Origin of the sequence: Swaminathania salitolerans (assembly GCF_007988945.1) — a bacterium.
In the GTDB taxonomy this organism is placed as follows: Bacteria; Pseudomonadota; Alphaproteobacteria; order Acetobacterales; family Acetobacteraceae; genus Swaminathania; species Swaminathania salitolerans.
This window is the reverse complement of record NZ_BJVC01000002.1, coordinates 409,704-436,445: the sequence shown is the minus strand read 5'-3', so window position 1 is coordinate 436,445 and position 26,742 is coordinate 409,704. Positions and strand designations below refer to the sequence as shown.

The window sequence follows — 26,742 nt, the reverse complement described above, 5'->3', positions numbered from 1 at the left end:
GCGCACATTCTATACATCTTCTGTATCTGGCAATGTTACGGCAGTGCGCCTAAAAAATCAAAGATGTGTTTTCCGGAGTATAAAATGAAGAAGGCCGCTCTTTTGGCGCTGTCCGCATTCCTGAGTGGCTGTTCCGGCTTTGGCAAGTTCGTGCATGACACCGCAAGCCTTCCCGGCGCCAATCCGAACATGCCGGAGGGGACCTCCGAAAATCTCGCCCGGGTGAGGGGGCACAGCTATGTCGCCGAGCCGATCCTCCCTGCCAGCGGCAATGTGTGGCCCGGCGCTCCCCAGCCTTTGCCGACATTGCGCGACGTCGAATCCTCACCTCATGGACTGACCGAATCGCTGTCCGATCCGAACAGCTATTTCGGAGCCATGGCGACGAATCATGGAGAAGGGCACGATAACGGACCGCTCTTCGACGATGGCGGCGTGCTGTCCATCGGAGAACATGACAATGTTGTCAACGGGGTCCGTCCGCCGACCCGGCCGAGCCTGCCTTCCTCGGTCGAGGACAATGCCGGAAAATACATCTCCCCCTCGCGAAGCGGCACCATCGTCATTCCGAACGGAGACGGAACGACCACTCTGATCGCGCCCGATGGGACGGTGAGGGTAACGAAGGACGGCGCCGCCTCGAAGCCCTGACCGGATCCGGTCCCGGGAGGGAACTCGCCGGAACGGCTTCCGGCGGGAGTCCGGAACGCACCGGGTGACTGTCCCGACCCTCGCGCAAGGCGAAGCCCGGTTGCCTGGTCGCCCAGTCGCAACGTCAGTCGTAACGGCGGTAGAGACCGATCAATACGCCCTGTATGCTGACCCGGTTCTGCGGGAAGATCTGGGTCTCGAAATGGGCGTTCGCGGGCTCGAGCGCGATCGATTTTCCTTTTTGCCGCAGGCGTTTGAGTGTGACCTCCTGCCCGTCGACGAGGGCCACGACGATCTGGCCGTTTTCCGCAGTCTCCGTCTGGCGGATAATGACGGTATCGCCGTCCAGGATACCCGCCTCGATCATCGACTCGCCCGAAACATGCAGGGCGTAATGCTGGCCGCTCCCGAGCTGACCCGCGGGAATCTCGATCTGCTCGCCTTGATCCCGGAAGGCTTCGATCGGCAGACCGGCAGCGATGCGCCCGAAAAGCGGGACCCCGATTACCGGGCTGCGTGCCTCGTCCAGAGGGGAGGGCCGCGCCGGATCGTGACTATGGGCAAGCCGCGGAAACGTGCCCGTCTCGGCGGTATGCGTATTGGCCGGTGCCCCTGCGGGCGCCGCCTGAGGCGTCGATTCGGTTACAGGCAGGCGCAGGATCTCCAGCGCGCGCGCCCGGTGGTGATGGCGGCGGAGAAAGCCGCGCTCCTCCAGTGCGGAAATAAGTCTGTGAATGCCCGATTTCGACCGGAGATCGAGAGCTTCCTTCATTTCGTCGAAAGAGGGAGAAAATCCCGTGCGCCTGAGATATCCGTCGATGAATACCAGAAGCTGATGTTGCTTGCGTGTCAGCATGGGGGGTCCTCTCTCTCCGTGGCGGGGAGCGCGCGGCCGGATGGCCCTGAAACGTAACGTTCTTATTAAGTTCCTGCTTCGATCCCTTCAAGTCGTTTTCGCCGCAGCGCACAAAATTATCGCCGCGCATGGCGGAAACACTTGACCGCAGCGGGTAATGCACGCATTTATGCGCCCAGCTTGAAAACGCTGCCGTTCATGTCGCGCGCAGCGACAGATCAGTTTGCGAGGACCACATGGCCAAGACCAATGTCATCCAGATCCGTCTCGTTTCGACCGCGGATACCGGATATTTCTACGTGACGAAGAAGAACGCCCGCTCCGCGACCGGCAAGATGGAAGTACGCAAGTATGACCCCGTCGTGCGCAAGCATGTCGCTTTCCGCGAAGCGAAGATCAAGTAAGGCGACATCGTCTGACGACAGGAAAAGCGGCCCTCACGGGCCGTTTTTTTTTGGCCCGGCACCGGATCCGGGCAACGGGTCGACAGGTTCCGTGCGACCTATGCCCGTTCGGAAAAACCGGGCCCGGGGCTACCAGAGCCGGTCGTGAGGGCCGTAGGGAATGACCGTATCGCCTTCCCGGGCGAGATTCAGCATGGCGCGTGAACGCTCGTCGAGCATGTCGGCATCGAGCGCGCGCTCGTTCAGGCTGGCGACGCGCCTGCGCCAGACAGCCTGTTCGGCATTGGCATCCTGCTCGGCCTGCCGGGCGTCTTCCATCAGCTTCGTCTGGGTGTGATAGGCATTGATGCCATGTTCGCCATGGACGGCATTCCAGCCGAAATAAGCCGTAAGACCGAGAAACAGCGTCGGCGGAACCACGACACGAAGAAAACGGCGAATGGCACGAACGATCTGCACGGAAGCTCCCTGAACGCGGCATGATGAGGCTGGGCGCCGTGAACCGGAACGGAATCCGGTCTTGCGGGAAGAGCTTATACGAGCCGAAGGCTACGATACAGCCTTAATGCGAGGGGCGATATGGGGGCCGGAAGGCAGCCCCGAAGCGCCGTCTCCGAAGCGCGCCCCCCGAAGCATCGTTCCCGAAGCATCGTTCCCGGGGGGCGCTCTTGACGCCGGAGGGGGAGGGAGACCCGCCACCTCCGGATGTCGGGATCAGCCGCGCGGCAGGATCGAGCGACCGGCGTAACGGGCGGCGGTCGCAAGCTCGTTCTCGATCCGGATGAGCTGATTGTATTTCGCCGTGCGATCGGAGCGCGAAAGCGAGCCGGTCTTGATCTGGCCGCAATTCGTCGCGACCGCGAGATCGGCGATCACCGAATCCTCCGTCTCGCCCGAGCGGTGGCTCATGACGCATTTGTAGCCCGCCCGATGGGCGGTTTCCATCGCGCGCAGCGTCTCTGTCAGCGTGCCGATCTGGTTGACCTTCACCAGAAGCGCGTTCGCCGTGCTGTTCTCGATTCCGCGTACCAGACGCTCGGTGTTCGTCACGAAGAGATCGTCACCGACGAGCTGCAGCGAGTGGCCGAGCTTGCGGGTCAGTTCGGCCCAGCCCTCCCAGTCGTCCTCCGCCAGACCGTCTTCGATCGACACGATCGGATAACGGTTGGCGAGATCGGCCAGATAGTCGATCATGCCGGCGGAATCGAGATCGCGGCCTTCGCCGTCCATCTTGTAGCGGCCGTCACGATAGAATTCCGTTGCGGCGCAATCGAGCGCAAAGGTCACGTCCTCGCCGGGGCGATACCCTGCATCCTCGACAGCCTTCGAGATGAAGCCGAGCGCCTCGTCGGCGGATTTCAGACCGGGTGCGAACCCGCCTTCATCGCCGACATTGGTGTTGTGTCCGGCTGCGGAGAGGTTTTTCTTGAGGCGGGCGAAGATTTCCGACCCCATGCGCACGGCATCCATGATCGTCGGGGCGCCGACCGGCTGGATCATGAACTCCTGGATGTCGATGGGATTGTCGGCATGCTGGCCGCCATTGACGATGTTCATCATCGGGACGGGCAGGGTATGCGCGAATACGCCACCGACATAGCGATAGAGCGGCACGTCGAGCTCGATCGCAGTCGCCTTCGCAACCGCAAGCGACACGGCGAGGATCGAATTCGCGCCCAGACGGGCCTTGTTGGGGGTTCCGTCGAGCTCGATCATCGCCTCGTCGATCGCGATCTGATCGGACGATTCGGCACCCTGCAGGGCGTCCAGGATTTCCCCTTCGGCGAAGGATGCGGCCTTGAGAACGCCCTTGCCGCCGTAGCGCCCGGAATCGCCGTCACGCAGCTCGACGGCTTCATGCGCGCCGGTCGAGGCGCCCGACGGGACGGCGGCGCGCCCCTTCGCTCCGGACGACAGCTCGACCTCGACCTCGACAGTCGGGTTGCCGCGGCTATCCAGGATCTCACGCGCAATGATATCAATAATGGCGCTCATTTGGGGGCTCCCTGTTTGAACGTTTGAACTTCGGGCATCACAAGGCGTCGAGACACTGGCGCTGTCAACTGACGTAATGTGAAATGAGGATGGATATTCCGTGAGACCCTTATCACCCCTGGTCGTTTTCCTCGGAGCCGGCGGCCTGGTTCCGTTTCTCTGCCTTGCCATGGCGGCACTTTTCTGGGGCAGTCTCGGGCCGGTCACGCATATCGGCGTCGCCGTTCTCGCCTATGGCGGATGTATCCTGTCGTTTCTTGGCGCGGTTCACTGGGGGCTCGCACTCGAGCAGCCCGCGATCGTCCCGGCCCAGGGGCTCGGGGCGCTCAACAGGCGACGGCTCGTGCTGGGCGTGCTCCCGGCTCTGTTCGGCTGGATCGCGGTCTATACCGGTGTGGTGTGGTCGCCGCGCGGCGGGATCGTGATCGAGATCGTCGGCTTCCTCGCGGTTCTCGCCGCCGAACGCGCCGCATATCGCAAGGGCGCTCTTCCTCCGGGCTATTTCCCTTTCCGGGCCGTTCTCACCGCCATCGTGATCGTCTGCCTCGCCGCGTGCCTGAGCGCGCCCCTCGAGGCCTATACGATCTGAAAGACGGGTTCGCAGATCACGGGAAAGGTCACCGAGCGCGCGATGAAACAATGCGCATGGGCCTGATCGTGCAGAGCCTGCGCACGCTCGATCAGGCCCAGGCCGGAAAGTGAGATATGGGGGCGCAGGAGTGCGCTTTCGAACACGCCTTCGCCCATCGGCGATTCCACCATCACCGCCTCGGCGTGATCGCGATAGGCCGTCACGACGATCCCGGCTCCGGCACAAAGACCGAGATACCAGAGCTTGTGGCACGCGCTCAGCGATGCCAGCAGAAGCTCACCCGGGTTCCACCCGGTCGGATCGCCATGGAAGCTCGGATCGGCAGAGCCCTGTATGGCAGGCTTTCCATCGGCGACGATGACGTGATTGCGTCCGTATACATGCCAGGACCGGGTACCGAGCCCGTGATTGCCTGTCCACTCCGTTTCGACCGTGTAGATATGGCGTTTAGCCGGCATCGGTCTTGACGAGCGTATCGAGCGCCTTGAGCTGGCGGAGCAGGGAACCGAGCTGCGACACCGGAAGCATCGTCGGGCCGTCGCTCGGCGCGCGATCGGGATCTTCATGCGTCTCGATGAAAACCGCCGCGACCCCGATCGCAACGGCCGCACGCGCCAGAGGGGCGACGAATTCCCGCTGCCCTCCCGATGCGCCGCCGAGGCCACCGGGCTGCTGCACCGAATGGGTCGCATCGAAAACGACAGGATAGCCGGTGGCGGCCATGATCGGCAGACCGCGCATGTCGTTGACCAGCGTATTGTAGCCGAAGCTCGTGCCACGCTCGCACAGCATGACCCGCTCGTTCCCGGTCGAGGCGATCTTGGCGGCAACATTCGCCATGTCCCAGGGGGCCAGGAACTGACCCTTCTTCACATTGATCGCGCGACCCGTCTCGCCTGCTGCGAGAAGGAGATCGGTCTGCCGGCACAGGAAAGCCGGGATCTGGAGCACATCCACCGCCTCGGCGGCAGGGGCGCATTGCTCCGGCCCGTGCACATCCGTCAGGACCGGACAGCCGAACTCCTCGCGAATTCCGGCGAGGATATCGAGCCCTTCCTTCATGCCGATGCCGCGTTGCGCCCTGAGCGAGGTCCGGTTGGCCTTGTCGAACGAGCTCTTGTAGATCCAGCCCGTCCCCGAGGCGGTGCAGATCTCGGAGATCGCCGCCGCCATTTCACGCGCATGGGCCCTGGATTCGATCTGGCAGGGGCCGACGATCAGTGTGAACGGGTGTTCGTTCCCGATCGTGAGAGAGCCGAGGGAAAATGCGCTCATGCGAGGCGGGCCTTTCTGACGGCGGCGCCGATGAACCCGGCGAACAGGGGATGCGGCGCAAAGGGCTTCGAGAGATATTCCGGGTGATACTGGACGCCGATGAACCAGGGATGATCCGGATATTCCACGATTTCCGGAAGGACGTCATCGGGCGACATGCCGGAGAAGACGAGGCCGGTCTTTTCGAGCTGCTCGCGATAATGTACGTTCACCTCGTAACGGTGACGATGCCGCTCGCGCACTTCCGTGCTGCCATAGATATCGGCGGCGCGCGACCCCTCCTTGAGCTTTGCGGGATAGGCGCCGAGACGCATCGTGCCTCCGAGTTCGCCATGCTCGCGACGACGGAGCATCTCGTTGCCCCGCGCCCATTCCGTCATGAGGCCCACGAGCGGTTCGTCCGTCGGGCCGAACTCGGTCGAGGAGGCTTTTTCGAGACCCGCGAGCGAGCGGGCGCATTCGATCACGGCCATCTGCATGCCGAAGCAGATCCCAAGAAACGGTACGCCATTCTCTCTGGCATAGCGCACGGCCTCGATCTTGCCTTCCGAGCCGCGCTCGCCGAAGCCGCCCGGCACGAGAATGCCATCGACCCGCCCGAGAGCGGCGATGGCGTTCGGGTTCTTCTCGAAGGTTTCCGATTCGACCCATTCGAGGCGCACCTTGACCTTGTTGGCGATGCCGCCATGAAGAAGCGCCTCGATCAGGGATTTGTAGCTGTCGAGCAGGGCCGTGTACTTGCCCACGACAGCAATCCGGACCTCGCCGTCAGGATGACGGAGGGATTCGACGATATCGATCCAGCGGCTGAGATCGGGCTCCCCCTCCACCGGGAGGTTGAAGTAGCGCAGGACCTCATCGTCCATGCCTTCCTTGTGGTAGGAAATCGGACAGGCATAGATCGTGTCGACATCGAGGGCCGCAATCACGGCCTCGGGACGCACGTTGCAGAAATTCGCGATCTTGCGTCTCTCATTGCTCGGTATCGCCCGGTCGGAGCGGCAGATCAGCATCTGGGGCTGGATGCCGACATTCTGCAATTCCTTTACGGAATGCTGCGTCGGCTTCGTCTTCAGTTCTCCTGCTGCCGGGATATAGGGCAGGAGGGTCAGGTGCACGCACATGGTCTGTGCATGACCGAGATCGTTGCGCAGCTGACGGATCGCCTCGAGGAAGGGCAGGCTCTCGATATCGCCGACCGTCCCCCCGATCTCGACAAGGACGAAATCGTAGCCATCCGTGCCCGTAACGACGGCTTCCTTGATCGCATCGGTGATGTGAGGAATGACCTGGACGGTCGCACCGAGATAGTCGCCGCGTCTTTCGCGCGCGATGACCTCGGAATAGATGCGCCCCGTCGTCGCATTATCGGCCTTGCGGGCATGAACGCCGGTAAAGCGCTCGTAATGGCCGAGATCGAGATCCGTCTCCGCGCCGTCATCGGTCACGAAGACCTCGCCGTGCTGATAGGGACTCATCGTCCCGGGATCGACGTTGAGATAGGGGTCCAGCTTGCGCATGCGGACCTTGTAGCCGCGCGCCTGGAGGAGAGCCGCGAGTGCCGCCGAAGCGATACCCTTGCCGAGAGAGGAAACCACGCCACCGGTGATGAATACGAACCGAGTCATGGAAGGCTCTCCTACACCGGTTCGCGATCGGAGGGAACGAGAAGAATGATGCCGGAGGAAGCCCGGCATCACATATTTCCCTTGCTGTGGCCTTACTGCTTCGCCGGGGGTGCTTCTGCGGGGGCGGCGCCCTTTGCCGCTCCGGTCGAGGACGCGGGTGCCGTGTTGGTTCCGGCCGGTGCGTTTGCAGGCTGGGCAAGAATATCGTTGCCGCCATTTGTCGAGGCGCCCCGGTTCAGCACGGCAAGCAGAAGGCACAGCACCATGAAGACCCCGGCAAGGACGGAGGTCGTGCGGGTCAGGAGATTGGCGGTGCCGCGCCCGGTCATGAACGACCCCATGCCCTGACTGCTTCCGATGCCCAGACCGCCACCCTCGCTGCGCTGGATGAGGATCACCCCGATGAGGGCGACTGTGACGAAGAGATTGATGATAAGCAGCAGCGTGGTCATGTCCGGCTTTCTAGGAAACTGAATAAAAACGCCGTCAATATGCCGGCTTCAGGCCAGCCCGCGCGATGCCGAGGAAGGACTCCGCGGTCAGGCTCGCCCCGCCGACAAGCACGCCCCCGACACCTGGAACGGCGAGGATGGACGCGGCATCTTCGGGCTTGACTGAGCCGCCATACAGGATGCGTGTCGCTTTGTCATCCGTTTCGAGGTGGCGCGCGATCGCAGCATGCAGGAAGGCCATGCGGTCGCTGATATCCTGTTCGGTCGCTGCCTGGCCCGTTCCGATCGCCCAGACGGGCTCATAGGCCACGATTCCCGAAAACCCTCTCGGCAGGGACTCCTCGATCTGACGTCCCAGAACGTCCTCGACCCGGTCCGCCGCCTTGTCCGCCTCCGTCTCCCCGACGCACAGGACCGGAATGAGGCCGCTTTTCTGTGCAGCTTCCACCTTGCGGCAGATCAGCGCGCTGGATTCGTGATGGTTCTGGCGCCGCTCCGAATGTCCAAGAATGACATGGCTCACGCCGAGATCGGCGAGCATCGGTGCCGCGATATCGCCCGTATGGGCGCCATCGGGATCCTCGTGGCAATCCTGCGCGGCCAGACCGATGCCATGAGGCGAGAGCAGCGGAGCCAGAGAGGAAAGAAGCGTGAAAGGCGGTGCAATGACGAGATCGCGGCTGACACAAGCCGGATCCGCCCCCTTTGCGATCTCGCGCGCCAGCCTCTCGCCCGAACCCCGCAGCCCATGCATTTTCCAGTTGCCCATGATCATCTGGCGCATCGATTGCCCTCTCCGTTTCGGTTTCAACCGGGCTTAGCTGATATGCCCTGTTACGAAACAGGGGTGAATTTGATCATGACAGATCATCTTCTCGTGTCGTCGCACTGCTTCGGGTGTTTCTTCGAGCGGATCTTCATCCGGTTCCGGCGGGGATATCCGCGCGCTCAAGCGATCATCCGGACATTCCGGCCCGGGGGCGACCGCTTCAGGGGGGGGAGGCGACCGCTTCAGGAAGGAGGGGGTGCCGATCCGCGCAAGGCGTCATGCGCGCCCGCTCCGCATTCCCGTTCTCTGTTGCGGGGTCCTGTTCCGGGGCGCCGTCTGGTCAATCCGGGCGTCCGGCACTATGGTTCCCTCTTTTCCAACCCTGGCCTGTTCTGGACCTGCACCGCGTATGATCACCGCCTTACGTCATCTCGTCGTCGATTCCTGGGTTGGGCGCATCATCGCGCTCCTCATCTTCCTTGCCTTTGTCGGCTGGGGCGTGGGCGACATGGTGGGCAGCTATAGCGGCAACCAGGCCAATATCGCGATCAAGGTCGGAACGCGCGACGTGACGGCCCAGGATCTCGATGTCGCCCTGCGCAGCCAGCTCATGCAGCTCGCGCGCCAGTCCGGTTTCCAGAGCCCGACGCAGCTCCCGGCAGAAACCCGGCAGCAGGCGGGGCAGCAGGTTCTCCAGCGGCTGCTCGCCCAGGCGGAAATCCTGGCGCTTGCCGATCGTAACGGGATGAAAATCCCCGATGCGCTGGTGCGCCAGACCGTATTCGCCATGCCTTTCTTCCATGGCACCGATGGTCGGTTCGATCGTGCGGTCATGAATCGCAAGCTCGCCCAGATCGGGATGAGCGAGCGCGATCTTCTTTCCAAGGTCCGTGACGATATCGCGACACGCAATCTCCTCGAGGGGTTGGGGAACACGATGAACGTGCCGAACGCCATGCTCGACCGTCTCACGGGTTTCGATGCGCAGGAGCATGTAATCGATCTGATCCGCCTCGATGCGACGGCCATGCAGGTTCCGGCCCCGGCTGAGGAGAGCCAGCTGCGACGCTTCTACGACACGCACCCCTGGCTCTACCGCACGACGGAATATCGTCACGCCAAGGCGGTCGTTCTCACGGCCGGGACCATCGCGCGCACCCTGACCTTCGCCGATGAGGATCTGCGCCGCTACTACGACCTCGAGATTCGCAAATACGACGTTCCCGAGACGCGCAGCATCGAGGCGCTGACGGTCGCGGATAAAGGCAAGGCCGAAGCCCTGCTTCGCGACTGGCAGGAAAACGGCGCGTGGGATGCGATCCAGAAGCGCGATCCCGAGGCGGCCTCGGTCGCATTTCCCGATGCCCGTGCCGATTCGATCCCGAGCCCGGAACTGGCCAGGGCGGCTTTCGCGGCACAGCCCGGCAAGATCGAAGGGCCGATCCGGACCGAGACAGGGTGGGTGGTCTTTCGCGTGACGTCGGTCAAGCCGCCTCACAAGACCGATTTCGACCACGCCAAGGCGGAAATCAGGGACGAAGCCGCAAAACTCCAGGCGCCGCAACTGCTCGCCGCGCGCGTCGCCAAATTGCAGGATGCCATTGCAGGCAGTCGCGATCTCGAGCAGATCCCGAGCGATATCGGTGCCGTTCCCGCCCAGGGCTCGCTCGATGCCCAGGGTCTGACGAAAGATGGCGAGGTCGCACCTCTTCCGGGTGACGAGGCACTTCGCAAGGCCCTGATCGCCCGTATCTTCTCCCAGGGGAAGGACGAGGCGCCGAGCCTCGTCAACGGTCCGGAGGGCAGCGCCTTCGCGGTTCTCGTCGATGCGATCGAGCCCGGCCACGTCAAGCCCTATGACGAGGTGCGCGAGCAGGTGGCGCATGACTGGAGAAAGGCGCAGCAGGATCGCATGGCCGAAATCCGCGCGACCGCGCTCATGCGCGCCGCACGCGCTGCGCACGGTCTGGGGCCGTCGGTCGCTGGGACGCAGGATGCAGCTTTGCTCCAGACAGGTCTTGCCGTCTCCCGCGTCCAGACTGCGGGGCTCCCCTCCGAGCTGCTGGGTGAGATCTTCTCGACGGGCAAGGGCAAGACGGCGATGGTGACGCATGGCGACGACTATTATGTGTTCACCGTGACCGGAACGCGCATGCCGCCACCCGAAGCGACGAAATCCCTGAATGACATGATGCGCAGCCAGCTCGTCGATAGCTATCACGCCGATATCCCCATCATGGTCGTCCGCAGCCTGGAGAACGAGATCAAGCCCAAGCCCAATCTTGCGGTCATCAAACGGGTGCTCGGAGCGGAAAACGGCGAGGCGGCGCAATGACGACCGGGTTCGTCTGGTCGGTCGAGGCAGCGGATCTGCTCACCCCCGTCGCCGCCTATATGAAACTTTCGTCCCTCGTGCCCGAATCCGCGACGGGGCGGCCCTACAGGCTGCTTTTCGAAAGCGTCGAGGGGGGGGCGACGCGGGGACGTTATTCCGTGATCGCCCTTCTGCCCGATCTGGTCTGGCGCTGCACGCAGGGCAGGGTCGAGATCGATCATGCGCCGCTCGAGGCCGGATCGGCATTCTGTCCCGTCGGGGATGCCCCGCTCGTATCGCTGAGGAAACTCGTCGAGGAGAGCCGTGCCGAACTGCCCGAGGGGCTGCCCACCATGATCGGCGGAGTTTTCGGCTATCTCGGCTATGACATGGTGCGTCATATGGAGGTCCTGCCGGAAGCGCCTCCGGACGATCTCGGACTCCCGGACGGGGTGATGATGCGCCCCGGCCTCTTCGCCGTTTTCGACTCGGTGCGCGACGAGCTTTATCTCGCCGTGCCCCTGCGGGAAGGCGGCATGAGCCGCGAGGAGGCCGAGAGTCTGCTCGGGCGTGCGCGGATGGCGCTTGCCACTGTCGCTCCCGATCCCGCCGATACATTGCCGGCGGGGACGACACTCGCGCCGCCGCGTTCGACCGTGGAGGCCGAAGCCTTCAGGGCGAAGGTGCGTGTCGCGCAGGATTACATCGCGGCGGGAGATGCGTTCCAGATCGTGCCCAGCCAGCGGTTCTCGACCGGATTTCCTCTGCCGTCCCTGGCGCTGTACCGTTCTCTCCGGCGGGTCAATCCGGCACCGTTCCTGTTTCTCGTCGAGCTCGATGGCTTCTCGCTCGTCGGGTCGTCTCCCGAGATTCTCGTGCGGCTGCGAGAGGGCGTCGTCACGGTGCGCCCCCTTGCGGGAACGCGCCCGCGTGGGGCGGATCGCGACGACGATCTGAGGCTCGAGCGCGAGCTGCTGGCCGATCAGAAGGAGCGCGCCGAGCATCTGATGCTGATCGATCTGGGTCGCAACGATGTGGGTCGGGTTTCGCGTATGGGGAGCGTCTCGGTTCCCGCATCCTTCGTGATCGAACGCTACAGCCATGTCATGCATATCTCTTCGACCGTTCACGGTGCGATCCGTCCCGAATGCGACGCGATCGATGCGCTGGAAGCGGCCTTCCCGGCAGGCACGCTGACGGGGGCGCCCAAGATCCGGGCGATGGAGATCATCGACGAGCTGGAGGCAACCCGCAGGGGACCTTATGCCGGATGTATCGGCTATTTCGGTGCGGATGGAGATATGGATACCTGTATCGGCCTGCGGATGGCCATCCTGCATGACGGTCAGATGCATGTGCAGGCCGGGTGCGGCGTCGTCGCGGATAGCGACCCGGAGGCGGAAGAAATGGAGACGCGGCACAAGTCCCGCGCCATATTCCGCGCCGCAGAGCTTGCTGTGAAACAGGCTGCTTGCGCGATAGCAACGTAACGGAAATTGATTTTCAGGGAAGAGCGCGCCATTTTGATGCCATGATACTGCTGATCGACAACTATGACAGCTTCACCTTCAACCTCGTCCATCATTTCGGAATGCTGGGCGAGCGCTGCGAGGTGCGGCGCAACGACGCCCTGAGCGTCGAGGACGCGCTCGCCCTCGCGCCCGAGGCCATCGTGATCTCTCCCGGTCCGCGTGCGCCGGATGAGGCCGGGTTATGCTGCCCACTCATCGCAGAGGCCGCATCCCGTGGCATTCCGGTGCTTGGCGTCTGTCTGGGCCATCAGGCGATCGGTCAGGTCTTCGGGGCGAAGGTGGTTCGCGCGCCGGTTCCCATGCATGGAAAGGTCGATGCCATCGCCCATGACGGCAGCGGCGTTTTCGCGGGATTGCCCGACCCGACCCGGGCGACGCGATATCACAGCCTGACCCTGGCGCCGGAGAGTGTCCCGGCGTGTCTGGTCGTCAATGCCCGCGCGCAGGACGGCGTCATCATGGGCGTGCGACATCGCGATCTGCCGGTGCATGGTGTCCAGTTCCATCCGGAGAGCATCGCCTCGGAAGACGGGGGACGCCTTCTGGCCAATTTCCTCTCGATCGTTCGCGGCACGGCACCCGAACGGCAAGCCGCCTGAATGGACACGCAAAGCGGAAGCCTCCGGCAGGTTCTGGGCCGACTCGCCAATGCCCAGACCCTGACTGCGGAAGAGACGGAGCGGCTCTTTTCCATCGTCATGCGCGGGGCCGCGCCTCCCGAGCAGCTCGCGGCCATCCTCATGGCATTCCATCTGCGCGGCGAAACGGTGGAGGAGCTGAGCGGCGCGGTTCGTGCCGTGCGTCAGGTCATGACGACGCTTCCTTCCGTGCCCGAGAACGCCATGGATGTGTGCGGCACGGGCGGTGACGGTCTGGGCACCCTCAATGTCTCCACAGCCGTCGCCTTCGTGCTCGCCGGGCTCGGCGTACCCGTTGCCAAGCACGGCAACCGGGCGCTGTCCTCCCGCAGCGGTGCGACCGATACGCTCATGGCGCTCGGCATCGCCCCGAGCGAAGACCTCGCGCAGCAGGCACGGCGGCTGAACGAGGATAATCTCGCCTTTCTCTCCGCGCCCGTTCATCACCCGGCGATGCGCCATGCCGCGCCCGTCAGGGGGGCGCTCGGTTTCCGGACCATTTTCAATCTTGTCGGTCCCCTGTGCAATCCGGCCTGTGTGCGACGCCAGATGATCGGCGTGTACGAAGCGCGCTGGCTCGAGCCGGTGGCACAGACGCTTGCCGCTCTCGGGGGGCGATGCATCTGGGCCGTGCACGGAGAGACCGATCGTGGGGGCAGCGACGAGATCACGCTCGCCGGCCCGTCGCGCATGAGGGCCTGGGAGGGAGACAGGTTTCTGGACCTCGTTCTCACGCCCGAGATGGCGGGATTTTCACGGCGTCCGATTGCGGCGCTCGCCGGGGGCGATCCCGGATACAATGCGGCGCGCCTGATCGAGATGCTCTCGGGGCAGGCCGGCGCCTATCGCGATACCGTTTTGCTCAATACAGCCGTCGCCCTGCATGTTGCAGGGCGGGCTTCCATCCTTGAAAACGATACCGTCTCATCCGACCTTCTGCGTCGGAACGTCGCCACGGCCGCGCAGGCCATCGATAGCGGCCTTGCCCGTTCCGCCTTGGCGAGGGCGCAGGACGCCGATATCCGGGGCGATGAAGCGGTATCCTCTCCACGCATGATCCAGATAGCAGGACTCCCATGACTGAAACTTCGTCCGGTCCGGCCCACGATACACCCTCCGGTTATCCGGATGTACAGGTGCCGGGAACCGTCGTTCAGGATACGGCATCGGTCCCGGTCCAGACAGGCGAGATGCCCGATGTTCTGGCACGTATCTGCGCGAGGACGCGCATCGATGTCGAACAGCGTTCGCAGATCATGCCGCTCAAGGAGATCACGGCGCGCGCCCGCGAGGTCAGCGTTCCGACGCGGGGTTTCGGTCAGGCGCTCAAGCAGATGGCCGCCGACAGGCGGGTCGGGCTGATCGCGGAAATCAAGAAGGCGTCGCCTTCGGCCGGAATCCTCCGCCCCGATTACGACCCGGTGGGAATCGCGAAATCCTATGAGGCCGCCGGCGCGATCTGTCTTTCCATCCTGACCGAGAGCGCCTGTTTCCACGGCTCCATCGACGATCTCAAGGCGGTCAAGGATGCGTGCGCCCTTCCGATCCTGCGCAAGGATTTCATCCTCGAGCCCTGGCAGGTGCATGAGAGCCGCCTGATCGGTGCCGATTGCATCCTGCTCATTCTCTCCGCGATTTCCGATTCCGAGGCGGCGGAGCTGATCGGGCTCGCACGAGGACTTGATCTGGATGTCCTGTGCGAGGTTCATGACGAATCCGAACTGAACAGGGCGCTCGCGCTCGACACCTCGCTCATCGGAATCAACAACCGCAATCTCAGAACCCTGACCACCGATCTGCAGACGACGATGGATCTGGCACCTCTCGTGCCCCCTGATCGCATACTTGTTTCGGAAAGCGGCATCAGAACGCAAGATGATGTCCTGAGGGTCGGCGAGGTGGGGGCGAGCGGCGTTCTCGTCGGCGAGAGCCTGCTGCGCGAGGACGATCCCGGTCTGGCGGCCCGACGCCTGCTCGGCACGTTGTAACGCACAGAATTAACAGCCCGGGTTGTGGACTTGCGCAACCGGACTGGTAAATACCGGTCCGTAAGTTGCGCGTGGCGCAAAGTCAGGCTCAGGAGATACCCAGCATGTCCGGCTCAGCCAAAAAGGGAGCGGCCCAGCCGCTCGCGGATCACAACGGACCGATCCTGCCACTGGAAACCGTTCGCACAGCATATCGCGACATGCTGCTCCTGCGCCGCTTCGAGGAGAAGGCCGGGCAGCTTTACGGCATGGGACTGATCGGCGGATTCTGCCATCTCTATATCGGTCAGGAAGCGGTCATCGTCGGCATGTCGCTCGCGATGAAGCCTGGCGACAAGATCGTGACATCCTATCGCGACCACGCCCATATGCTCATGATGGGCATGAGCCCGCGCGGCGTCATGGCGGAACTGACCGGACGCAAGGACGGTTATTCGCATGGCAAGGGTGGCTCCATGCACATGTTCTCGCGCGAGAAGAATTTCTATGGCGGTCATGGAATCGTCGGCGCCCAGGTGGCCATCGGCACCGGGCTCGCCTTTGCGAACAAGTATCGCGGCACGGACGAAGTGGGTGTCGCCTATTTCGGAGAAGGTGCGGCCCAGCAGGGGCAGGTCTATGAGAGCTTCAATCTCGCATCCCTGCACAAACTGCCCTGCATCTATGTGATCGAGAACAACCGCTACGGCATGGGCACGAGCGTCGAGCGCGCCAGCGCGGCCAAGGATCTCTCCCGTATCGGCGAGCCCTGGCATATTCCGGGCCGCAAGGTGGACGGTATGGATCTCTTCGCCGTGCATGAGGCCGCAAAGGAAGCCGTCGCGCATTGCCGGGCGGGCAAGGGGCCGTTCCTGCTCGAGATGGAAACCTATCGTTATCGCGGTCACTCGATGTCCGACCCCGCGCGTTACCGCGACCGGTCCGAGGTCGAGGAAATGCGGCGCACGCGCGACCCGATCGAGGCGCTTCACCGTCTCCTCGTCGAGAAGGGAACCGGCGAGGATATTTTCAAGGAAATCGATGCCGAGGTGAAGCAGATCGTCAACGACGCTGCCGAGTTCGCGCAGAACAGCCCCGAGCCCGATCTTTCCGAACTCTGGACCGATATTCTGGTGGAGGCGTAAGTTATGGCCGCTCCTGTTCTCATGCCGGCTCTCTCGCCTACCATGACCGAAGGCACGCTCTCGAAATGGACGCGCAAGGCAGGCGACAAGATCAGTTCCGGCGACGTCATCGCCGAGATCGAGACCGACAAGGCCACGATGGAAGTCGAAGCCGTCGATAGCGGTATCCTTGCGAAAATCCTGGTTCCGGAGGGCACGGAAAACGTCGCCGTGAATACCCAGATCGCCATCATCTCGGAAGAAGGTGAGGATATCTCGGCGCTGGAGAGCGGTCCTGCACCCGCACAGACGCCAGCGGCACAGACCGCCGTAGAGCAGACCGCGCCCGTGAAGCCGCAGGACATGGTGGCAACGCCGGATCGCGAATGGGGCGAGACGTCGGTCATCACCGTGCGTGAGGCCCTTCGCGATGCCATGGCAGCTGAGCTGCGCCGCGACGAGGACGTGTTCCTCATGGGTGAGGAGGTCGCCCAGTACCAGGGCGCTTACAAGATAAGTCAGGGATTGCTGGACGAGTTCGGCGAGAAACGCGTCATCGACACGCCGATCACCGAGCATGGCTTCACCGGCATGGCCGTGGGCGCCGCGCTGACGGGCCTCAAGCCGATCGTGGAATTCATGACGATGAATTTCGCCATGCAGGCGATCGACCATATCATCAATTCGGCAGCCAAGACGCTTTATATGTCGGGCGGACAGATGGGCTGTCCCATCGTGTTCCGTGGCCCCAACGGCGCAGCGGCTCGCGTGGGCGCACAGCATTCGCAGTGCTATGCCAGCTGGTATGCCCATGTGCCCGGCCTTAAGGTGGTCGCACCCTGGTCGTCCGAAGATGCGAAGGGGCTGCTTCGTTCCGCCATCCGCGATCCGAATCCGGTAATCGTGCTCGAAAACGAGATTCTCTACGGACAGAAATTCCCGTGCCCTGTGGATGAGGATTTCATCCTGCCCATCGGCAAGGCGAAGATCGAGCGTGAGGGCAAGGACGTCACGCTGGTGGCGTTCTCGATCATGGTCGGTGTGGCGCTCGAGGCGGCTGCGAAACTGGCAGAGCAGGGGATCGAGGCGGAGGTGATCAATCTGCGCACCATCCGCCCGCTCGACACCGAGACCATCGTCAACAGCGTGAAGAAGACGAGCCGTATCGTCTCGGTCGAGGAAGGCTGGCCCGTGGCCGGTATCGGGGCCGAGATCTGCACGATCGCCTGCGAGCAGGCTTTCGATTATCTCGATGCACCGCCTGCGCGCGTCTGCGGGCTCGATATTCCGCTGCCTTACGCCGCCAATCTCGAAAAACATGCGCTTCCGCAGCCTGACTGGGTGGTGGACGCGGTTTGCAAACTGTTCTGAGGGGCTGCGACCATGGCTACCAATATCCTGATGCCCGCTCTTTCTCCGACCATGACCGAGGGAACGCTCTCGCGCTGGCTGAAGAAGGAAGGCGACACGGTCAGATCGGGCGATCTGATTGCCGAGATCGAGACGGACAAGGCCACGATGGAAGTCGAGGCCGTCGATGAAGGCATTCTCGGTCGTATCGTCGTTCCAGAAGGCAGCGAGGGGGTGAAGGTCAATGCACCCATCGCCATTCTGGTCGATGAGGGCGAGGACGTGCCGGATGCTGTCGAGGCAGCGCCCGCGAAGAAGGCCGAGCCGGCACCGCAGACCGCCGCCCGGAACGCTTCCGATCAAGACGCTTCCAATCGAATTGCTCCTGCCCGGACTGCTTCAAGCCAGACTGCCTCGGGCCAGACCGCTTCGCCTTCTCAGGCTGCGCCTGCAGGCAAGCGCGTTTTCGCATCGCCTCTCGCGCGCCGCATCGCGTCGCAGAAGGGTATCGACCTTGCGACCCTCGAGGGAACCGGCCCGAACGGGCGTATCCTGCGTCGTGACGTCGAGAATGCGAAGCCGGTCGCACCGGAAGCCGCTCCCGCCCCCAGGGGCGCTCCCGTCCCGGGTGCAGCGCCAGCGGAAGCGAGGCGCGTGCCGAATTCCTCGATGCGCAAGGTCATCGCGCGCCGCCTGAGCGAGTCCAAGCAGAACGTCCCGCATTTCTACGTATCGGTCGATATCGAGCTCGATGCGCTGCTGGCGCTGCGTTCCAGGCTCAATGCAGCTTCGCCGGGCGAGGGGGACGGTCAGTTCAAGATCTCGGTCAACGACATGATGATCAAGGCCGTGGCGCTCGCCCTGCGCGACTGCCCGGGCCTGAATGTCCAGTACACCGAGGCGGAGACGCTGCATTTCCCCGAGATCGATATCTCGATGGCGGTTTCGATCCCCGATGGGCTGATCACGCCGATCATCCGCCAGGCCGATCGCAAATCCCTGCGCGAGATCAGCGCCGAGGCGCGCGATCTGGCCAGGCGTGCGCGTGACGGCAAGCTCAAGCCCGAGGAGTTCCAGGGCGGCACCTTCTCGATCTCGAATATGGGCATGTTCGGCGTGCGCGAGTTCTCGGCCATCATCAATCCCCCCCAGGCCGGGATCCTCGCGATCGCAGCGGGCGAGAAGCGCGCCGTCGTGCGTGGCGACCAGCTCGCCATCGCGACCGTCATGACGGCCACGCTCTCTGTCGATCATCGCGCCGTCGATGGGGCACTCGGAGCGAAATGGCTGAATGCGCTGCGCGATATCGTTCAAAACCCCTATTCACTGGTGATCTGACCCATGGACAAGTTCGATCTGATCGTCGTGGGTGGCGGTCCGGGCGGGTATGTCGCTGCCCTGCGCGCCGCCCAGCTCGGCAAGAATGTCGCGGTTGTGGAAAGCACCCATCTGGGCGGTATCTGCCTCAACTGGGGCTGTATTCCGACCAAGGCGCTGCTGCGCGCGTCCGAGCTCAATCATCAGCTCCACAACCTCGCTGAATTCGGCTTCAGTGCGGAGAAGGTAAGCTTCGACATCGAGAAGGTCGTGGCGCGTTCACGCGCCGTCTCGCGCCAGCTCTCCCGCGGCGTGGCGGGCTTGCTGAAAAAAGCGAAAGTCAGGGTGTTCGACGGTCGTGCGAAGCTGGCCGGTCGCGACGGCAAGGCGCATGTCGTCGCCATCAGCAAGGATGGCAAGGAAACGGGACGCATCGCAGCTCCCGATGTCATTCTGGCCACGGGTGCGCGCGCGCGCCATTTTCCGGGGCTGGAGCCCGATGGCGACCTGGTCTGGACCTATCGCGAGGCGATGGTGCCCAAGGCACTGCCGAAGCGTCTTCTGGTCATCGGCTCCGGTGCGATCGGGGTGGAGTTCGCCTCGTTCTATCGCAACATGGGCGCGGAAGTGACCATCGCCGAGGTGGCCGACCGGATCATGATCGCCGAGGACGCTGAAATCAGCGGCCTTGCGCAGAAGGCCTTCGAGAAACAGGGCATCAAGGTGCTGACCGGCGCGAAGGTCGGCCCGCTCGACAGGAAGGATGGCACTGTATCCACCCGGATCACCACAGCGTCGGGCACCACCGATCTCGTGGTCGACAAGGTGATTCTCGCGGTCGGCATCGTCGGGAACGTGGAGGATCTCGGTCTCGAACAGACGAAGGTCCAGATCGACCGGACCCATATCGTCGTCGATTCGTTCTGCCGCACCGACGAGCCGGGTCTCTGGGCTATCGGCGACGTGGCAGGCGCCCCCTGGCTTGCGCACAAGGCCAGTCATGAAGGCGTGATCTGCGTCGAGAAGATCGCAGGACTCGACCCCGAGCCGCTTCACCCTCTGAACATACCGGGCTGCACCTATAGCCGTCCCCAGGTCGCCTCCGTCGGTCTGACCGAGGAAAAGGCCAAGGCGACGGGGCGCAAGCTCAGGATCGGGCGTTTCCCGTTTCTCGCAAATGGCAAGGCGCTCGCGATGGGCGAGCCGGATGGCCTGACCAAGACCATTTTCGACGCCGAAACAGGCGAATTGCTCGGGGCTCACATGATCGGGGCCGAAGTGACGGAGATGATCCAGGGGTATGTGATCGCGCGTACGTCTGAACTGACCGAGGCCGAGCTGAAGGAGACGGTCTTTCCGCATCCGACCATCTCGGAAACGATGCATGAATCGGTTCTTGCAGCCTGGGGCGGGGCACTCCACTTCTAGTCATGACCATGCAGCGCATCACCATAGATCATCGGAAGCAGAGCGCGCTCCGCCACCCCGAAAAGGCCAATCGGCCCGATAATCCAGTCCAGCGCAAGCCGGACTGGATCCGGGTAAAGGCGCCGAACAGCCCGATCTATCAGGAGACGCGCAAATTGATGCGCGACAACCGTCTGGTGACGGTCTGCGAGGAGGCGGCATGCCCGAATATCGGCGAATGCTGGTCCCAGCGCCATGCGACCATGATGATCATGGGCGAGATCTGCACCCGGGCCTGCTCGTTCTGCAATGTCACGACAGGCATGCCGCACGCGCTCGATGAGGATGAACCGCATCGCGTGGCCGAGGCGGTGGCAACGCTCGGCTTGCGTCATGTCGTGATCACCTCGGTCGATCGCGACGATCTGGCAGATGGCGGCGCACGGCATTTCGCCCGGACGATCGCCCGGATCAGGGAGGCATCGCCTTCCACGACGATCGAGATCCTCACGCCGGATTTCCTGCGCAAGCCCGGCGCGCTTCCCGTCGTGGTGGAGGCCCGGCCCGACGTCTTCAATCACAATATCGAAACGGTACCGCGCCTCTATCCCTCCATCAGGCCGGGTGCGCGGTATTTCCAGTCCCTGAGGCTTCTTGACGATGTCAAAAGGCAGGATCCTTCGATCTTCACCAAATCGGGGCTGATGCTCGGCCTCGGGGAGGAGAGGATGGAGGTCGCGCAGGTCATGGACGATTTCCGTATCGCCGATGTGGATTTCATTACGCTCGGTCAGTATCTGCAGCCCACGCCCAAACATGCGAAGGTGGACCGGTTCGTCCCGCCTGCCGAGTTCGACGAATTCGCGAGCATGGCAAGGGCGAAAGGGTTCCTGCAGGTCAGTGCCAGTCCATTGACACGATCTTCCTATCATGCGGACTCCGATTTCGCAGCGTTGCGCGAAGCCCGTCAGAACAAGCTGGGACAGAGTTTGCCCCGGCCGGAGACACGATAATGCCCACCCACGCCGAACAACGGCTGATCGCATATAGTCCTGAACAGCTTTTCGATCTCGTTGCCGATGTGGGGGCCTATCCGCAGTTTCTCCCGTGGTGCGTCAAGGCAAACGTGAAGTCCCGCACCGAGCAGGAGCTCATCGCCGATCTCACGGTGGGATTCGGCCCTTTCCGCGAAACCTTCACAAGCCGTGTCGCACTGGATCGGCCGTCGCGCATTCGTGTGCGCTACGAGAAGGGGCCGTTCAGATATCTCAACAATGTGTGGACCTTCACGCCGGATCCGCGTGGCTGTCTGGTCGATTTCTTCGTCGATTTCGAGTTCCGTTCGCGTCTTCTGCAGAATGCCATCGGGGTCGTGTTCAATGAGGGCGTACGTCTGATGGTGTCGGCATTCATCAAGCGTGCGCGCGACACCTATGGCGTGTCTTCCGAACCGGGCGCCATCCGCCGGGACTGAACGGCGTCGCCGCTGGAAAGGGATGGCCTGTTCTGTCCATCTCGTTCCTTTTACGGGGAACCGCAACGCGGACGTTACGTTTTCAGCTCGAGCATCGGGCTTTCCCTCGATATCCCTGCATCGCTGAAGCGTTGGTCGGGCGATGGACAGGGGATCGTCATGGAATGCGCGACACTGGAAAGGACCCAAGATGAAGTTTTCCGCACTCGGCGCGACCCTGATCGCCGCTACCTTCGCCGTCTCCAGCCCGGCTTTCGCTGCCCACACCCATCACAAGGGCCATCATGGCGCGATGAGCGGCATGCACAAGAAGGGCATGATGCACCAGAAGGGCGACAAGGGTTCGCCTTCGACCGAGGATCTGAATGCGCGGAGCCTGCAGCAGGCACAGACGCCGGTCCCGGCCACGGCGCCGATGGCTGCCCCGAACGCCAACCCCACCATGCCGAGCCCGGCACCGATGCCGATGGAAGGCCAGGGGAAGATGCCGTCCTCCTCCATGCCGGCAGCGGCGCCGCAGCCTCCCGCCAATCAGTGATCCGGTCGGGACTACCGCAGTAACTGCGCCCGGAATCGTATCAGGGAAAAGCGGCCTCCGGGCCGCTTTTCTGATTCCGGGAGCATAGAGCGAGCGCAGGGCTTCTCACGCCCTTATCGCTTTATCCTTTCACAGAAACAGGTGCGCTTCGGGCAGCGATCGGAAAAATGCTTTGATTTTCAGCGGTGATCGATGGCGCGCCGCAGAAACAGGCGGAAGGGCGCCGTCTCCCGGGCTTTAAATGTTCTGCAATCTTGACGCGGCAAGACTACCACCGGGGGGGCAATCTGCCTATATGGCCGGGTCATGAGCGCTGTAGATAAAAAACTGGTACGGAACTGGGTCAGACAGCAATCCGGCCCCGCGAAGCGCGCGGCTCTACCAGCCGTCCTCCTTGCATGTGTCGGCACGATCCTTGCAATCGGTCAGGCCTGGTGTCTGGCCGCGATCATCGACCGGGTCGCGCGGGATCGCGCAGCGCCCTCGCTTTCCCCGATCGGTATTTTCGCCGTGCTCTCTCTCTTTCGTGCCGGATGCATGATCGTGCAGGAGCAGGCGGCTGCACGCGCCGGGATACGCGCGCGCGCGCGGCTGAGGCGCTCGGTGCTCGATTCCGTCATCGGTATCGGCCCCGCCTTGTTGCGTCGCCAGCATTCCGGGGAGATCGCGGCCCTTCTCGTCGACCGGATCGAGGTTCTCGACGGCTATTTCGCGCGCTGGCTACCGGCCTCCATGAGCTGGGTCCTGCTGCCCTGTCTGAGTCTCGCCGCCATTTTCTGGTTCAATCCCCGTGCGGCCCTGATCCTTGCTGTGTGCGGCGCTCTCGTTCCCGTAGCCCAGGCCGTCTTCGGGATCGGGGCGGCGCTCGCTTCCCGTAACCAGTTTCTCGCCATGGTGCGACTGCAATCGCGCTTTCTCGACCGGATACGCGGTATCGCGACGATCGTGCTCGCCAATGCCGATGGGCGCGAGGCTGAGGCGCTTTCCCGGGCGGCGGACGAGCTGCGTCGCCGGACGATGAAGATTCTCCGCGTTGCGTTTCTCTCCTCTGCCGCCATCGATATCGCGATGGTCGTTGCGATCATCCTGATCGTGCTCACCCAGGGTCATTTTCTCCATCGTCATGAGACGAGCGGGATTTCGGTCCATGCCACGCCCGATTTCACGGCGACCCTTTTCGCGCTTCTTCTGGTGCCCGAATTCTTCGCACCTCTGCGCGGTCTGGCGCTCGCCTATCAGGATCGCGCCCATGCCGCAGGTGCAGCGGAGGCGATGCATGCGCTCGAGCATGGCGGAGATGAAGGCATCGTCGACGGAGCCGGGATGGCTGAGGCAATCGGACCGGTGACCGTCGAGGGAGACGCGATAAGCTACCGGTGGCGCGAGGATCTTCCGTTCGTTTTCGAAGCGCTCGATTTCACGGTTGCTCCTGGCGACATTCTCGTCGTGGATGGCGCCTCCGGGGCGGGAAAATCGACGCTCATCGAACTGCTCCTCGGGTTCATCCACCCTGTATCGGGGCGGATCCTCTTCAACGGGCGCGATACCCGGGCCATGCGTGGCCGGGAGATCGCACGATATCTGGCCTGGATCGGCCAGAGACCGGTTCTTTTTGCCGGAACGCTCCGCGAAAACCTGCTTTTCGCGCGGCCCGATGCGGATGACGAAGCGCTCGATGCGGCGGTGCGCGCCGCTGCGATCGACAGCTTCCTGCCGCTCCTGCCCAAGGGGCTGGATACCGAGATTGGCGAGGGAGGCTTCGGCCTTTCGGGAGGGCAGGCGCAGCGTGTCGCCATCGCGCGCGCCTTTCTCAAGGATGCGCCTCTCCTGCTTCTGGATGAGCCGACGGCGCATCTCGATCCCGATACCGAGCGGGACATCATCGAATCGCTCGCCTGTCTCGCAGAGGGGCGTACCGTGGTGCTGAGTTCGCATTCCCCCGCCATGCGCGCGCTCGGCACCCAGACCCTGTCGCTCTCGCACGGCGCCGTTACGGGAGGTCATCCATGATGAGCGAACATAGCCCCACGCGCACGGAACCCGACCGGGTGCACAGAACGCTTGAAGCCCTGCGCATGATCGTGACGGTCTGGCGCCCCTATTACGGCCGGCTCGGCTTCGGCCTGCTGCTCTCGGCGCTCGCGCTTCTCAGCGGCTTTGCACTCATGTGGAATGCGGGGGCAAGTGTCTCGGCGCTGGCTCTCGGCGCGGGCACGAGTTTCGGGCTTCTGCGTGTTTTCGGTGGCGCCCGGATCGTCTTGCGATACGCGGAGCGTCTCTTCGCCCATGACGCGATGTTTCGCGCGCTCGCCGCCTTGCGCGTCTGGTTCTTCCGGCGTCTCGCGCAGGGAGCGGCTGCCGGGCTCGGATTCCGTCGCGCGGGCGATCTGCTGAACCGTCTCGTCGGCGATGTCGAACTGCTCGACAATCTGTATCTGCGTATCGCTGTGCCGTTTCTCGCTGCGCTCATTTCCCTGCCAGTGCTCGTGATCGTGGCCGGGCTGGCCGACTGGCGGCTGGGTCTGGCTCTGGGGGGGCTCTTTCTCGCGGCAGCCTGCCTGCTGCCGCTTCTCTCGGCGCTGCGTTCGAGCGGCCTCAGTCACACTGTCCTTCATGCGGAATCCGCGCTGCGCGTTGCAGCATTGGATCTCGCCACCGGATTGCGCGAGGCTCGGGCGTTTTCCGGCGAACTTCGTCTCGCCGGTCGCATCATCGAGGACGAGACGAGACTGCACGAGGCGCAGCTTCAACGGAATCGCGCCATGGCCGTTTCCGGAGCACTCTCCTATCTCTGCGGTCAGACGGCGCTGGTGATCCTGCTTCTGGCGATGGCGGGGCTGGGCGGGCTCAACCTTCCTTTGCTTTCGGGCGTGGGACTGGTCTTCCTGACCGGCACCGTGTTCGAGGGCGTCTCTGCCCTGGCGCGAACGGGTGTCCTTGCGGGACAGGTCGGCCTCGCCGCCCGGCGTATCACGGAAACCAGCGGGGAACGGATGGATGAGAGCGGTGAAGGACAGTGCCGCCCGCCCGAAACCGGCGACATCGTTTTCAATGACGTCACCTTCCGCTGGGCGGCTCCCGATCCTGTTCCGGGCGAGGACATGGTCGAGGGTGCCGATCGCATGGCGATTGCGCGACCTCCCGTTCTCGACCGGCTGGACCTGACCATCCATGCGGGCGATCATGTGGCCCTGATCGGTCCTTCCGGCGTCGGGAAATCGAGCCTTGCGGCCCTGTTGCTCAAGGTCGCGCAGCCGGAATCGGGCGAGATCTCTTTCGGTGGGCACGATATACGTACGCTCGACACCGCGCAGCTGCGCGGGCGCATCGGATGGCTGTCCCAGACGACGCATCTTTTTGCCGATACCATCCGGAACAATCTGACGCTGGGACGCGGGAATATCGCCGAGGACCGGCTATGGGATGTGCTCGAGCAGGCCGAGATCGCGGAGGTCGTGCAGGAACTGCCCGATGGGCTGGATAGCTGGGTAGGCGAAGGCGGGACCCGTCTGTCGGGCGGGCAGGGGCGTCGTATCGCGCTCGCACGGACATTGCTTCTCGATGCGCCTGTGATGCTGCTCGATGAACCGGCAACCGGTCTGGATTCCGCAACCGAGCGTGCCTTCCTGCATACGCTCAACCGCGTGATGAGGGGGCGTACGGTCATTCTTATCGCGCATCGCCTGACGGGAGCGGAGAAGCTCGATCGTGCATGGAGGCTGGAAGCCGGACGGACGGTGCCGCTCCCCCTGTGATCGCAGGACTCCGGGTGCCTCCGACACGATGCGTTGCCCGGGGTCTTGCCCGGGGTCTTGCCCGAGGTCTTGCCCCGGGGTCCGATCCGTTATCCTTGACGGAAGGCATGGCGCACGGCAGTGACTTCAGCGAGGCACCGTGGCTGTCACGGCGATTCGAAAAGGAAGAAAAGATGCGTCGTCTGACTGTGATGTTGTCTGTCAGTGCCTTCGCGGGACTGGCATCCTGCTCCGGCGGTCCGGATCGGGACCGCTATCCCGTTTTCTTCGAGCCGGCTTCGACCACGCTTTCCGCCACGGCCCAGGGGATCGTCGACAAGGCCGCCAGGGATGCCCGGGATACGCATGCGAAGACGGTCGAGGTGATCGGCCATGCGGGTGCCCATGGTAATCTCTCGGCGGACGAACTTCTCGCTGTCGAGCGCGCGAAAATCGTGGCATCCGCATTGCATCAGGCCGGTGTCGGCGAGGCGCAGATCACCCAGATCGCGCTCCCGCCCGCAAATAATCAGGATGCCGCAGTCGCCTCGCGTGTGGTGACGATCGAAGTCGATCCGGACGTCCCCTGAGCGAGCCTGACCACATCGAAGCCGATCCCGCGGAGCGCGTAGCCGGAACCCCGACCGGGACGTCCGGAGAGGCTCTTTCGGCGCGCGTGGATCCGGTGAGCGCGGATCCGGTAGCTGCGCATTCCGGGAACGAAG

26 protein-coding genes are annotated in these 26,742 nt (G+C 63.4%); 18 read left to right on the top strand and 8 right to left on the bottom strand.

Annotation, left to right across the window (positions count from 1 at the left end):
* Positions 1-84: 84 nt before the first annotated feature.
* Positions 85-651, top strand: coding sequence for a hypothetical protein (locus tag SSA02_RS05965; RefSeq protein WP_147093094.1), 567 nt, complete (start codon positions 85-87; stop codon positions 649-651).
* Positions 652-775: 124 nt separating this feature from the next.
* On the opposite strand, the gene lexA is transcribed toward SSA02_RS05965, so the two are convergent.
* Complete coding sequence (gene lexA / locus SSA02_RS05960; RefSeq protein WP_147093092.1) at positions 776-1,507, bottom strand: transcriptional repressor LexA; 732 nt, start codon at positions 1,505-1,507, stop codon at positions 776-778.
* Positions 1,508-1,743: 236 nt separating this feature from the next.
* Between lexA and rpmG the strand changes: the two genes are divergently transcribed.
* Positions 1,744-1,911, top strand: coding sequence for a 50S ribosomal protein L33 (rpmG, locus tag SSA02_RS05955; protein ID WP_023977387.1), 168 nt, complete (start codon positions 1,744-1,746; stop codon positions 1,909-1,911).
* 129 nt (positions 1,912-2,040) lie between these two features.
* On the opposite strand, the gene SSA02_RS05950 is transcribed toward rpmG, so the two are convergent.
* Entirely contained in the window at positions 2,041-2,370 is a 330-nt protein-coding gene (locus SSA02_RS05950; protein WP_147093090.1) for an FtsB family cell division protein, read from the bottom strand.
* A 255-nt stretch (positions 2,371-2,625) separates the two neighbouring features.
* Complete coding sequence (gene eno, locus SSA02_RS05945; RefSeq protein ID WP_147093088.1) at positions 2,626-3,906, bottom strand: phosphopyruvate hydratase; 1,281 nt, start codon at positions 3,904-3,906, stop codon at positions 2,626-2,628.
* Between the two features lie 100 nt (positions 3,907-4,006).
* On the opposite strand from eno, the gene SSA02_RS05940 reads away from it, so the two are divergent.
* The gene (locus SSA02_RS05940) at positions 4,007-4,495 is read left to right on the top strand and encodes a DUF3429 domain-containing protein (RefSeq protein WP_147093087.1); all 489 of its coding nucleotides are present in this window, start codon (positions 4,007-4,009) and stop codon (positions 4,493-4,495) included.
* Here SSA02_RS05940 and SSA02_RS05935 read toward each other — a convergent pair.
* The 5 genes from SSA02_RS05935 to tpiA all read right to left on the bottom strand — a co-directional run bounded on the left by SSA02_RS05935 (position 4,483) and on the right by tpiA (position 8,637).
* Complete coding sequence (locus SSA02_RS05935) at positions 4,483-4,956, bottom strand: OsmC family protein (RefSeq protein ID WP_147093085.1); 474 nt, start codon at positions 4,954-4,956, stop codon at positions 4,483-4,485. The genes SSA02_RS05940 and SSA02_RS05935 overlap by 13 nt on opposite strands.
* Positions 4,946-5,773: a 3-deoxy-8-phosphooctulonate synthase gene (gene kdsA, locus SSA02_RS05930; protein WP_147093084.1), complete on the bottom strand. Its 828-nt coding sequence runs from the start codon at positions 5,771-5,773 to the stop codon at positions 4,946-4,948. The genes SSA02_RS05935 and kdsA overlap by 11 nt, the downstream gene beginning before the upstream one ends.
* Entirely contained in the window at positions 5,770-7,401 is a 1,632-nt protein-coding gene (locus tag SSA02_RS05925) for a CTP synthase (protein ID WP_147093082.1), read from the bottom strand. Before SSA02_RS05925 ends, kdsA begins: the two co-directional genes overlap by 4 nt.
* A gap of 92 nt (positions 7,402-7,493) precedes the next feature.
* Positions 7,494-7,853, bottom strand: a complete 360-nt coding sequence (gene secG, locus SSA02_RS05920; RefSeq protein WP_147093080.1) for a preprotein translocase subunit SecG — start codon at positions 7,851-7,853, stop codon at positions 7,494-7,496.
* A 34-nt stretch (positions 7,854-7,887) separates the two neighbouring features.
* Complete coding sequence (tpiA, locus tag SSA02_RS05915) at positions 7,888-8,637, bottom strand: triose-phosphate isomerase (RefSeq protein WP_147093078.1); 750 nt, start codon at positions 8,635-8,637, stop codon at positions 7,888-7,890.
* A gap of 394 nt (positions 8,638-9,031) precedes the next feature.
* Here tpiA and SSA02_RS05910 point away from each other — a divergent pair, with 394 nt between their 5' ends.
* From SSA02_RS05910 to SSA02_RS12705, 15 genes are all read left to right on the top strand, one after another.
* Positions 9,032-10,957 carry a peptidylprolyl isomerase gene (locus SSA02_RS05910; protein ID WP_186807695.1) on the top strand — a complete coding sequence of 642 codons (1,926 nt, stop codon included), beginning with the start codon at positions 9,032-9,034 and terminating at the stop codon, positions 10,955-10,957.
* Positions 10,954-12,426 (top strand): anthranilate synthase component I, encoded by a 1,473-nt coding sequence (trpE, locus tag SSA02_RS05905; RefSeq protein WP_147093074.1) that lies wholly within the window; start codon positions 10,954-10,956, stop codon positions 12,424-12,426. The genes SSA02_RS05910 and trpE overlap by 4 nt, the downstream gene beginning before the upstream one ends.
* Before the next feature lie 41 nt (positions 12,427-12,467).
* Positions 12,468-13,067, top strand: coding sequence for an anthranilate synthase component II (locus SSA02_RS05900; RefSeq protein WP_147093073.1), 600 nt, complete (start codon positions 12,468-12,470; stop codon positions 13,065-13,067).
* The gene (gene trpD / locus SSA02_RS05895; RefSeq protein WP_147093071.1) at positions 13,068-14,186 is read left to right on the top strand and encodes an anthranilate phosphoribosyltransferase; all 1,119 of its coding nucleotides are present in this window, start codon (positions 13,068-13,070) and stop codon (positions 14,184-14,186) included.
* A complete protein-coding gene (gene trpC / locus SSA02_RS05890; RefSeq protein WP_147093069.1) occupies positions 14,183-15,094 on the top strand; it encodes an indole-3-glycerol phosphate synthase TrpC in 912 nt (303 codons plus the stop codon). Before trpD ends, trpC begins: the two co-directional genes overlap by 4 nt.
* Before the next feature lie 104 nt (positions 15,095-15,198).
* Positions 15,199-16,218 (top strand): pyruvate dehydrogenase (acetyl-transferring) E1 component subunit alpha, encoded by a 1,020-nt coding sequence (pdhA, locus tag SSA02_RS05885; RefSeq protein ID WP_147093067.1) that lies wholly within the window; start codon positions 15,199-15,201, stop codon positions 16,216-16,218.
* Between the two features lie 3 nt (positions 16,219-16,221).
* Positions 16,222-17,568, top strand: coding sequence for a pyruvate dehydrogenase complex E1 component subunit beta (locus SSA02_RS05880; RefSeq protein ID WP_147093065.1), 1,347 nt, complete (start codon positions 16,222-16,224; stop codon positions 17,566-17,568).
* Between the two features lie 12 nt (positions 17,569-17,580).
* A complete protein-coding gene (locus SSA02_RS05875; RefSeq protein ID WP_147093063.1) occupies positions 17,581-18,885 on the top strand; it encodes a pyruvate dehydrogenase complex dihydrolipoamide acetyltransferase in 1,305 nt (434 codons plus the stop codon).
* 3 nt (positions 18,886-18,888) lie between these two features.
* Positions 18,889-20,292, top strand: a complete 1,404-nt coding sequence (lpdA, locus tag SSA02_RS05870) for a dihydrolipoyl dehydrogenase (protein WP_147093061.1) — start codon at positions 18,889-18,891, stop codon at positions 20,290-20,292.
* Positions 20,293-20,300: 8 nt separating this feature from the next.
* On the top strand, positions 20,301-21,284 hold the full coding sequence (lipA, locus tag SSA02_RS05865) for a lipoyl synthase (RefSeq protein WP_371859194.1): 984 nt from the start codon (positions 20,301-20,303) through the stop codon (positions 21,282-21,284).
* Complete coding sequence (locus tag SSA02_RS05860; protein ID WP_147093058.1) at positions 21,284-21,745, top strand: type II toxin-antitoxin system RatA family toxin; 462 nt, start codon at positions 21,284-21,286, stop codon at positions 21,743-21,745. The genes lipA and SSA02_RS05860 overlap by 1 nt, the downstream gene beginning before the upstream one ends.
* A 190-nt stretch (positions 21,746-21,935) precedes the next feature.
* Positions 21,936-22,283, top strand: coding sequence for a hypothetical protein (locus SSA02_RS05855; RefSeq protein ID WP_147093056.1), 348 nt, complete (start codon positions 21,936-21,938; stop codon positions 22,281-22,283).
* 306 nt (positions 22,284-22,589) lie between these two features.
* Positions 22,590-24,293 carry a thiol reductant ABC exporter subunit CydD gene (gene cydD / locus SSA02_RS05850; RefSeq protein ID WP_147093054.1) on the top strand — a complete coding sequence of 568 codons (1,704 nt, stop codon included), beginning with the start codon at positions 22,590-22,592 and terminating at the stop codon, positions 24,291-24,293.
* Complete coding sequence (locus SSA02_RS05845; protein WP_246103662.1) at positions 24,290-26,038, top strand: amino acid ABC transporter ATP-binding/permease protein; 1,749 nt, start codon at positions 24,290-24,292, stop codon at positions 26,036-26,038. The genes cydD and SSA02_RS05845 overlap by 4 nt, the downstream gene beginning before the upstream one ends.
* A 173-nt stretch (positions 26,039-26,211) precedes the next feature.
* Positions 26,212-26,607: an OmpA family protein gene (locus SSA02_RS12705; RefSeq protein ID WP_186807694.1), complete on the top strand. Its 396-nt coding sequence runs from the start codon at positions 26,212-26,214 to the stop codon at positions 26,605-26,607.
* Positions 26,608-26,742: the final 135 nt, after the last annotated feature.

What these genes read in the sequence shown, in the direction of transcription:
- SSA02_RS05965 (WP_147093094.1), top strand. Translation starts at nt 85, where the DNA reads ATGAAGAAGGCCGCTCTTTTGGCGCTGTCCGCATTCCTGAGTGGCTGT.
- lexA (WP_147093092.1), bottom strand. Translation starts at nt 1,507, where the DNA reads ATGCTGACACGCAAGCAACATCAGCTTCTGGTATTCATCGACGGATAT.
- rpmG (WP_023977387.1), top strand. Translation starts at nt 1,744, where the DNA reads ATGGCCAAGACCAATGTCATCCAGATCCGTCTCGTTTCGACCGCGGAT.
- eno (WP_147093088.1), bottom strand. Translation starts at nt 3,906, where the DNA reads ATGAGCGCCATTATTGATATCATTGCGCGTGAGATCCTGGATAGCCGC.
- SSA02_RS05935 (WP_147093085.1), bottom strand. Translation starts at nt 4,956, where the DNA reads ATGCCGGCTAAACGCCATATCTACACGGTCGAAACGGAGTGGACAGGC.
- kdsA (WP_147093084.1), bottom strand. Translation starts at nt 5,773, where the DNA reads ATGAGCGCATTTTCCCTCGGCTCTCTCACGATCGGGAACGAACACCCG.
- SSA02_RS05925 (WP_147093082.1), bottom strand. Translation starts at nt 7,401, where the DNA reads ATGACTCGGTTCGTATTCATCACCGGTGGCGTGGTTTCCTCTCTCGGC.
- secG (WP_147093080.1), bottom strand. Translation starts at nt 7,853, where the DNA reads ATGACCACGCTGCTGCTTATCATCAATCTCTTCGTCACAGTCGCCCTC.
- tpiA (WP_147093078.1), bottom strand. Translation starts at nt 8,637, where the DNA reads ATGCGCCAGATGATCATGGGCAACTGGAAAATGCATGGGCTGCGGGGT.
- SSA02_RS05910 (WP_186807695.1), top strand. Translation starts at nt 9,032, where the DNA reads ATGATCACCGCCTTACGTCATCTCGTCGTCGATTCCTGGGTTGGGCGC.
- trpE (WP_147093074.1), top strand. Translation starts at nt 10,954, where the DNA reads ATGACGACCGGGTTCGTCTGGTCGGTCGAGGCAGCGGATCTGCTCACC.
- SSA02_RS05900 (WP_147093073.1), top strand. Translation starts at nt 12,468, where the DNA reads ATGATACTGCTGATCGACAACTATGACAGCTTCACCTTCAACCTCGTC.
- trpD (WP_147093071.1), top strand. Translation starts at nt 13,068, where the DNA reads ATGGACACGCAAAGCGGAAGCCTCCGGCAGGTTCTGGGCCGACTCGCC.
- trpC (WP_147093069.1), top strand. Translation starts at nt 14,183, where the DNA reads ATGACTGAAACTTCGTCCGGTCCGGCCCACGATACACCCTCCGGTTAT.
- pdhA (WP_147093067.1), top strand. Translation starts at nt 15,199, where the DNA reads ATGTCCGGCTCAGCCAAAAAGGGAGCGGCCCAGCCGCTCGCGGATCAC.
- SSA02_RS05880 (WP_147093065.1), top strand. Translation starts at nt 16,222, where the DNA reads ATGGCCGCTCCTGTTCTCATGCCGGCTCTCTCGCCTACCATGACCGAA.
- SSA02_RS05875 (WP_147093063.1), top strand. Translation starts at nt 17,581, where the DNA reads ATGGCTACCAATATCCTGATGCCCGCTCTTTCTCCGACCATGACCGAG.
- lpdA (WP_147093061.1), top strand. Translation starts at nt 18,889, where the DNA reads ATGGACAAGTTCGATCTGATCGTCGTGGGTGGCGGTCCGGGCGGGTAT.
- lipA (WP_371859194.1), top strand. Translation starts at nt 20,301, where the DNA reads ATGCAGCGCATCACCATAGATCATCGGAAGCAGAGCGCGCTCCGCCAC.
- SSA02_RS05860 (WP_147093058.1), top strand. Translation starts at nt 21,284, where the DNA reads ATGCCCACCCACGCCGAACAACGGCTGATCGCATATAGTCCTGAACAG.
- SSA02_RS05855 (WP_147093056.1), top strand. Translation starts at nt 21,936, where the DNA reads ATGAAGTTTTCCGCACTCGGCGCGACCCTGATCGCCGCTACCTTCGCC.
- cydD (WP_147093054.1), top strand. Translation starts at nt 22,590, where the DNA reads ATGAGCGCTGTAGATAAAAAACTGGTACGGAACTGGGTCAGACAGCAA.
- SSA02_RS05845 (WP_246103662.1), top strand. Translation starts at nt 24,290, where the DNA reads ATGATGAGCGAACATAGCCCCACGCGCACGGAACCCGACCGGGTGCAC.
- SSA02_RS12705 (WP_186807694.1), top strand. Translation starts at nt 26,212, where the DNA reads ATGCGTCGTCTGACTGTGATGTTGTCTGTCAGTGCCTTCGCGGGACTG.